This window comes from Chthonomonas sp., assembly GCF_035294505.1.
In the GTDB taxonomy this organism is placed as follows: domain Bacteria; phylum Armatimonadota; class Chthonomonadetes; order Chthonomonadales; family Chthonomonadaceae; genus Chthonomonas.
The window spans coordinates 1-4,002 of sequence record NZ_DATGKU010000092.1 but is presented as its reverse complement, the minus strand read 5'-3'; the positions used below and the strand labels follow the sequence as shown (position 1 = coordinate 4,002).

Annotated in this window: 3 protein-coding genes and 1 pseudogene; 1 reads left to right on the top strand and 3 read right to left on the bottom strand. The window is 56.6% G+C overall.

Annotation, left to right across the window (positions count from 1 at the left end; genetic code table 11):
* Positions 1-397: pseudogene (locus VKV18_RS05330) on the bottom strand (flagellin); the annotation flags it as partial.
* 382 nt (positions 398-779) lie between these two features.
* On the opposite strand from VKV18_RS05330, the gene thrS reads away from it, so the two are divergent.
* Entirely contained in the window at positions 780-2,534 is a 1,755-nt protein-coding gene (gene thrS, locus VKV18_RS05325) for a threonine--tRNA ligase (protein WP_414647180.1), read from the top strand.
* Here the strand turns inward: thrS and rsmA are convergent.
* Positions 2,512-3,420: a 16S rRNA (adenine(1518)-N(6)/adenine(1519)-N(6))-dimethyltransferase RsmA gene (gene rsmA / locus VKV18_RS05320; RefSeq protein WP_324203189.1), complete on the bottom strand. Its 909-nt coding sequence runs from the start codon at positions 3,418-3,420 to the stop codon at positions 2,512-2,514. The two genes, thrS and rsmA, sit on opposite strands and share 23 nt — an antisense overlap.
* Before the next feature lie 69 nt (positions 3,421-3,489).
* A partial coding sequence (locus tag VKV18_RS05315) for a 3D domain-containing protein (RefSeq protein WP_324203188.1) occupies positions 3,490-4,002 on the bottom strand: 513 nt, incomplete at its 5' end.

The window sequence follows — 4,002 nt, the reverse complement described above, 5'->3', positions numbered from 1 at the left end:
CAAACTGGGTCTGTTCGGCGATACGCTCGATGGACTGGACGGCGGAGTTGATTTGGGTTTGGTCGGCCTCGACGGCGGTGATGTCGTTGACGCCGGTGTTGGCGGCATGGACGGCGAGTTGTCGGATGTTATTGAGGAGGTCGCTGACCTCGGAGAGGGCGCCGTCGGCGGTTTTGATGAGGTTGGTAGCGTCTTGCCCGTTGGCGATGGCTTGGTTGAGACCGGTGACTTGAGCGCGCAGGTTTTCGGAGATGATAAGGCCTGCGGGGTCATCGGCGGCGGAGTTGATGCGCAGTCCGCTAGAGAGCTTTTGGATGCTGCTGGCGACGGCATCGGAGACTTGGTTTAGGTTGTAAAGGGCGTTAAGCGCCGTTACATTGGTGTTGAGATTCAACATTTTGTCGTGTCAATTCCTCCCTGATGGGTTAGATGGCGGCATCCTGCCGCAGCTTTTAAGGCCGGCTTTTGAAGGTGGAGAAGGTTTTCAGCCCGCCCACGTCTTTCTTATTCCACAAACCCCTAGCAGTTTTAACATAGTTTTTTTGCGGATGGGATGGGGTATAATGGATTACTCAAAGAACGGTCTTATGGGAGGAAGTTCGATGATTTCGGAGGCGAAGCCAGAACTTGTTAGCACTAGGCACGGCGGCGCGATTTTGCGTCGCCGGAGGAAGGGCTTTGCCTCTTAGGAAGGCTCTACTCTTTAGCAAACGCGCCGCTTCCGAAAACTTTCGGGAGCGGTTTTTCGTTTCTCTACCTTGCATCGTCGTTGAGGAGGAATGAGTATGAAAGACGAGACGAAATATGACGATCTTTATCGCTTACGGCATAGCGCGGCTCACCTCATGGCCCAGGCGGTAGGGGAGCTGTTTCCGGGTGTGAAATATGCTATCGGTCCGCCTATTGAGGATGGATTCTATTACGATTTTGAGCTGCCCCGCCCTATTCGAGAAGAGGATTTGGAGCGGATCGAAGAAAAGATGCGGGAAATTGCCGCACGCGATCTCCCCATCCAACGCGAGGTGCTTCCTCGCGAGGAGGCTATAGAGCTTGAAAAGCGGCTCGATCAACCCTATAAGCTAGAGCTGATCCGCGACATCCCAGAAAACGAGGAGATATCGTTCTACCGTCAAGGAGATTGGATAGACCTCTGTCGCGGGCCTCACGTGGAATCGACGGGGAAATTAAAGCACTTCAAGCTCCTACATACAGCGGGGGCTTACTGGCGTGGCAACGAAAAGAACAAGATGCTTACCCGCATCTACGGCACGATCTGGCCGACCGAAGAGGAGTTAAAGGACTACCTATATCGGTTGGAGGAGGCCAAGAAACGAGACCATCGCGTTTTGGGCAGAGAACTAGGCCTCTTTATGTTCTCGCATGAGGTGGGGCCGGGGTTGCCTTTGTGGCTTCCGAAAGGTGCTGTTCTTCGAGAAACGCTTATGGAGTTCATGAAGGCCGAACAGACGCGGAGGGGCTATTTGCCGGTGGTGACCCCCCATATCGGCAACGCACGCCTGTACGAGCGGAGCGGTCACCTCCAGACCTACAGCTCCAAAATGTTTCCTTTGATGCGCGGAGAAGAGGAGGATGAGACCTATGTTCTCAAGCCGATGAACTGCCCGCATCACATCATGATCTACGCCTCTGAGCTGCGCTCCTATCGCGATCTGCCCCTTCGCCTCGCCGAGTTCGGAACCGTCTATCGCTACGAGCAGAGCGGGGAGCTAACCGGCCTGTTGCGCGTGCGTGGCTTCACGCAGGACGACAGCCATCTCTTCGTCACCCCGGAGCAGCTCAAGGAAGAGTTTAAGGGCGTGGTAGACCTCATGCTCTACACGCTGCGCCGACTGGGGCTGGAAGAGTATCGCGTGCGAATCGGCGTGCGCGACCCTAAAGACGACAAGTACATCGGCTCCGATGAGAATTGGGAGGCTGCCCAACGCGCCATCATCGAGGCGGTGCAAGACCTCGGCATGGATTATGAGATCGCCGAAGGAGACGCTGCCTTCTACGGCCCGAAACTCGACCTCATGGTGCGCGATGCCCTACGCCGTGAATGGCAGATGGGCACGGTGCAGGTGGATTATAACCTGCCGGAGCGCTTCGAACTGGAATATGTGGGCGAGGACGGTCAACGGCATCGGCCCATCATGATCCATCGTGCGCCGTTCGGCTCCTTAGAGCGTATGGTGGGGCTGCTGCTGGAGCACTACGCCGGTGCCTTCCCCTTCTGGCTGGCCCCGCAGCAAGTCGCTATTATTCCCATTGCCGATAGGCATTTGGAGTATGCACACCGCGTTCGCACCCGCCTTCAAGAAGCAGGCTTTCGCGTTGAGATAGACGGTCGCAACGAGAAGATGGGCAAGCGCATTCGCGATGCCGAGGTACAGAAGGTGCCCATTATGCTTATCTGCGGCGACAGGGATGTGGAGGCCCAAACGGTAAGTATCCGCAAGCATGGAGAGGGCGACCTCGGTGCGCGCTCCATCGAGGCCACCATTGCCTACCTCAAAGAGCTTCAGGAGAGTTAGACGGCTCCGGAGGGGTGTTGGCGAGACGAGCAAACTCTTCAAGGGAGAGCGTTTCGCCACGCCTCTCCGGTGCGATGTTGACCGCAGAAAGCCATGCGGCCACGCGTGTACGATCGTTTGGAAGCCCGATCTGCGGAGCCGCGGCGAGGAGAGCCTTCAAAAGGGTTTTGCGGCGTTGGCCAAAAGCGGCGTGCACAATGGCAAAAAAGCGCTCCTCGTTATTTACCGGCACTGTACTGGGTGAAGCCGGCACGATCCTCAGAATCGCCGAGTTAACCTCCGGTTGCGGAAAGAAAACCGTGCGCGGCACGACGCCGGCGATCTCGGCCGCCGCATGATACTGCACAAATATCGAGAGCGATCCGTAGTCTTTACTCCCCGGTTTGGCGACAATTCGCCGGGCAAACTCCTCTTGTACGAGCAAGATAATTTGACGGAATCGGTTTTTACGAGAGAGCAACCTTTCCACTATGGGCGTAGAGATGGCGTAGGGAATATTGGCGACCACCGAGCCAATGCCGCCGATGCCGAAAGCCGTATCGAGGAGAACATCGAGGTCTAGTTCGAGAAAATCGGCAAAAACAAGGCGTACGGTGGAATAGCGGGTGGCAATGGCCTGTAGGGGCGGCTTGAGCCGTGAATCGATCTCAACGGCAGTCACTCTCGCCCCATGTTCGGCCAGGGCTTGGGTCAGGGACCCAAAGCCGGCGCCGATTTCAAGCACCGCTTCGTCGGGAAGGAGATCGGCGACGAGGAGAATGCGCTGCAGCGTGTTGCGATCGAAAAGAAAGTTCTGTCCTAATCGCTTACTGGGACGAATGTGGTGCTCGTATAGCCAAGCCCGCAGGGCGTTGAGTGAGGTAGGCTGAAAATCCGCTGGATGCATTAGGAAAGGAGTCGCCGGGACTGCTGCCGAGTGGTCGTAAGCCATTTCGGCCCCGACGACCTTATTTTCTCAGTTTAGAATGTGGACGCGCACGTGATGCATATCCCGAATGTGGGCGATATTGTGCAACGAGTCGATGCAGAGGTCGATTCGGTTGCCCTTGATGGCGCTGCCGATGTCGGCAGCGATAGCATAGCCGTATCCCTCAATATAGAGGCGTGTGCCTAAGGGGATGTAGTGAGGGTCTACGGCCACGACCCCATACCCACATTTGATGCCGGTGCTGGCGCGCCCGGTAGCGCTGCCCTCGTGAGGGTAGTAGTAGGTAGCGTTCATAATGAGAACGCGCCTACCGGAAAAGTAGCCGCGTGAGGCAAGTCTGGCGGCTATGCCTACCTGCACGACTTCCGGCACGGGCTTTTTAAGGATACGCTCTGAAAGGAGCGTCCTTTTCATTTCGGTGCCGTTTGGCCGAAGCCAGATGCGGTAGGTCACCTCTTTTTCGCCTTTCACTCCACCACGCAAAATACGACTGGTACCGCTTCGCAGCAGAGAGGTCGGCTTCCTGAGGGTGGGATAGGG

Bases quoted from the DNA above. Each gene is read 5' to 3' on its own strand.
- thrS (WP_414647180.1), top strand. From the start codon at position 780: ATGAGTATGAAAGACGAGACGAAATATGACGATCTTTATCGCTTACGG.
- rsmA (WP_324203189.1), bottom strand. From the start codon at position 3,420: ATGCATCCAGCGGATTTTCAGCCTACCTCACTCAACGCCCTGCGGGCT.